4 protein-coding genes are annotated in these 3,048 nt (G+C 74.0%); all 4 read right to left on the minus strand.

What is annotated here, in order from left to right:
- Positions 1-145: 145 nt before the first annotated feature.
- Positions 146-619: a PPOX class F420-dependent oxidoreductase gene (locus AOJ26_RS40635; RefSeq protein WP_053853344.1), complete on the minus strand. Its 474-nt coding sequence runs from the start codon at positions 617-619 to the stop codon at positions 146-148.
- A 4-nt stretch (positions 620-623) separates the two neighbouring features.
- Positions 624-1,223 (minus strand): class I SAM-dependent methyltransferase, encoded by a 600-nt coding sequence (locus tag AOJ26_RS40640; protein ID WP_053853345.1) that lies wholly within the window; start codon positions 1,221-1,223, stop codon positions 624-626.
- A gap of 35 nt (positions 1,224-1,258) precedes the next feature.
- Positions 1,259-2,080, minus strand: a complete 822-nt coding sequence (locus AOJ26_RS40645; RefSeq protein WP_053853346.1) for a YceI family protein — start codon at positions 2,078-2,080, stop codon at positions 1,259-1,261.
- A 92-nt stretch (positions 2,081-2,172) separates the two neighbouring features.
- Positions 2,173-3,048 (minus strand): MSCRAMM family protein (locus AOJ26_RS40650; protein WP_199828932.1); only part of this gene is annotated, 876 nt, incomplete at its 5' end.

Consider the following 3,048-nt stretch of genomic DNA (forward strand, 5'->3'; position numbering starts at 1 on the left):
GATGAGGGACAGGGACTTCGACTTCGCTTTGAACCTACTGGTCAAAGGCATCGAGGCAATGGTGGAACCCACCTAGGGGCGCGGGGAACTGCGCGACCAGCCCCCACGCACCCGCACCCGCCGACGAACCGGGTCCCCCGCCCCCTCACGCGTCCGGCGAAGCCAACCGCGCCGGGAAACCGCCGGTGGCGACCGGCCCCCACCGCTCCGGCGTGACCCGGATGATCGACTTCCCCTGCTTCACCATCGCCGCCCGGTACTCGTCCCAGTCGGGGTGCTCCCCGGAGATGTTCCGGAAGTACTCCACCAACGGCTCCACGGAGTCGGGCGAGTCGATGACCTCCGCGGTCCCGTCGACCTGCACCCACGGTCCGTTCCAGTCGTCGCTCAGCACGACCACGCTCACCCGCGGATCCCGCTTCGCGTTCCTCGTCTTGGCCCGCTCGGGATACGTCGACACGACGATCCGCCCCGAGTCGTCCACCCCGCACGTCAGCGGCGAGGCCTGCGGTGACCCGTCCGCCCGCCGTGTCAGCAGGATCGCCCGGTGCCGGGGCCGCACGAAGTCCAGCAGCTCTTCCAGGGAGACGGACGTGTTGGTCGCGATGTTCGGTGCCATGGAATCAGCCTAGTTGGAGCGCCACGGCGTGCCAGTGCACCGCGTCCCGGCCGAGCCGGTCCGCGCCCTCGGCCACGGTCCGCAGCAGCCTCAGCCCCGCCTGCGCCCCCTGCCCGATGACCTCCTCGGGCGGGATGTCGAACATCCGCCGGTCGACGGGCGGCTCCCCGCGCCGCAGGGTGACCAGCAGGAGCCCGCCGGGCGCGAGCAGTCCGGCCAGACGCCGCATCGCGACGGGCCGTTCCTCCGGGCGCAAGTGCATCCACACCGCGGACAGCAGGACCACGTCGTAGGGCCCCCGCACACCCGGTATCCCGGGCAGGGCGCCCGCCCGCCAGGTCACCCCGCTGCCGGGGTGCAGCCGCTCGGCCACCCGGCGCAGCTCCGCCACCGGCTCCACCGCGTCGACGGTGTACCCGCGGCCGGCCAGCGCCGCCGCGTCCCGACCGGTCCCCGCGCCGACGTCCAGCACCCGCGCGGGCGCCGGCGGCAGCAGGTCCAGCAGCGCCCCGTGCACGTCCTCGAACGACACGCTCTCGTAGACCCGCCCGAGCCGCTCCGCCGACTCGGCGTAGTACCCCTGCACCCCCGTGCTCCGCTCCATGCCCCGAACGGTACGTCCCGCCACTGACAACGCCCTCAGGCCTGCGGCAGCGACTCCCCCTGGACCGCCTGCACATCGAGCTCGACCTTCAGGGTCGTACCGATCGCCGCGATCCCGGCCTGCACGACCTGGTTGTAGTTCATGGCGAAGTCCTCCCGCCGCAGTTGGGCCGTGGCCCGGAAAGCGGCGCGGGTGCCGCCCCAGGGGTCGGCGCCCGTGCCCAGGTAGGCGAGGTCCAGGTCCACCGGCCGTACGACACCCCGCATCGCCAGTTCCCCGCGGACCGTCCAGCGGTCCGTGCCGGCCACCGTCAGCCCCGTCGACCGGTAGGTGATCTCGGGGTACCGCTCCACGTCCAGGAAGTCCGCCGAGCGCAGGTGCTCGTCCCGCATCGCGTTGCCCGTGTCGATGGAGGCGGCCCGGATCACCGCCTCCACCCGGGACTTGGTCACGTCGTCCGGGGCGACCTCGATCGCCGCGGTGAAGTCGGTGAAGCGGCCGTGCACGCTGGAGATGCCCAGGTGCTGGGCGACCGCGCCCACGCTGGAGTGGGCCGGGTCGACGGTCCAGGGCCCGGGCGGCGGGAGTTCCGCCCCGCCGATGCGGGCCAGCGTGACCGTGCCGACCTCGGCCCGCCTGCTCGCGGTGACGATCGCGCTGGAGGCGGCGGGCGCGTAGCCCACGGCCGTGACGATGACGGTGTACGGCCCCGGCTCCAGCGGAGTCCCGTCCCGCACGGCCCCCTCGGCGTCCGCCTCCGCGCGCAGCACCTGGGCGCCGGTCATGTCGGTCACCGTGACGACCGCGTGCGACACGGCCCATCCGTCCCGGGTGCGGATCCTCGCGGTCAGTCCCATGTCTCACAACTCCTCGAATGAAGACCGGCCCGTGGCGGGCGCGCGCCTCCGATCGGAGCGCGCGCTCCCTGCCACGGGCCGGAGCGGCTGAACTACTCGCCGGGGTGGGCGAGTTCGATGTCGTGGCCGTCGACGCCGGGCCCGTTCACCGTCAGGGCCGTCGCCTGCGGCGGGTAGCCCGTGGCGATGACCGTGTACTCGCCGCCGTCCAGGTCGGTGAAGGCGTACGCCCCGTCCGTCCCGGTGGTGGCGGTGCCGACCACGTTGCCGGCCGCGTCCACGAGGGTGACCCGTGCGTCGGCCAGCGGACCGTGCGGCGCCCGGACGACACCCTGGAGGCGGGCGCCCGAGTCGAGGTCGACCTCGATGCGGGTCACGCCGGTGCCGCCGACCTCGACGGGCAGGGCGCGCGGGCGGAACCCGGCGGCGTTCACCGCGACGGTCACCGCACCCGGCACCAACTCGCCGAAGGCGAACTCGCCCTGCTCACCGGTGGTCCCGGTGGCCAGGAGGTCTCCGCGCACATCGGTGACGATCACCATCGCGTCCTTGACCGGCTCCCCGCTCTGCGCGGCCCGCACGAGCCCGTTCAGCCCGCTGGTGCCGCTGAGGAGGACGTCGTAGGCCACCGGCTCACCGTTCACGAGGACGGTGGACGCCTGCGGCTGGAAGCCGTCCGCGGAGGCGATCAGGACGTACGACCCGACGCCCGGTGCCTCGACCGCGTAGGAACCGTCGGCCTGGGTCACCGACCGGCCCAGCTGCTGTCCCGAGAGCGAGATCAGCGTGACCGCGGCCCGCGGGACCGGCGCGCTCTCGGCGCCGCGCACGAAACCGCGGACCGGGATGCCGCCGGAGCCCTCACCGGAGGCTTCGGGACGGGCGAGGGTGGCCACGGCGGACAGCCGCTGCGTGCCCTCGGGGGCGGTGTCGGGGGCGGTGGCGGCCCAGCTCGGGGTGTGCGCGGC

Origin of the sequence: Streptomyces sp. NRRL B-24085, from assembly GCF_001282115.1 — a bacterium.
Classification (GTDB): Bacteria; Actinomycetota; Actinomycetes; order Streptomycetales; family Streptomycetaceae; genus Streptomyces.

Bases quoted from the DNA above. Each gene is read 5' to 3' on its own strand.
- AOJ26_RS40635 (WP_053853344.1), bottom strand. From the start codon at position 619: ATGGCACCGAACATCGCGACCAACACGTCCGTCTCCCTGGAAGAGCTG.
- AOJ26_RS40640 (WP_053853345.1), bottom strand. From the start codon at position 1,223: ATGGAGCGGAGCACGGGGGTGCAGGGGTACTACGCCGAGTCGGCGGAG.
- AOJ26_RS40645 (WP_053853346.1), bottom strand. From the start codon at position 2,080: ATGGGACTGACCGCGAGGATCCGCACCCGGGACGGATGGGCCGTGTCG.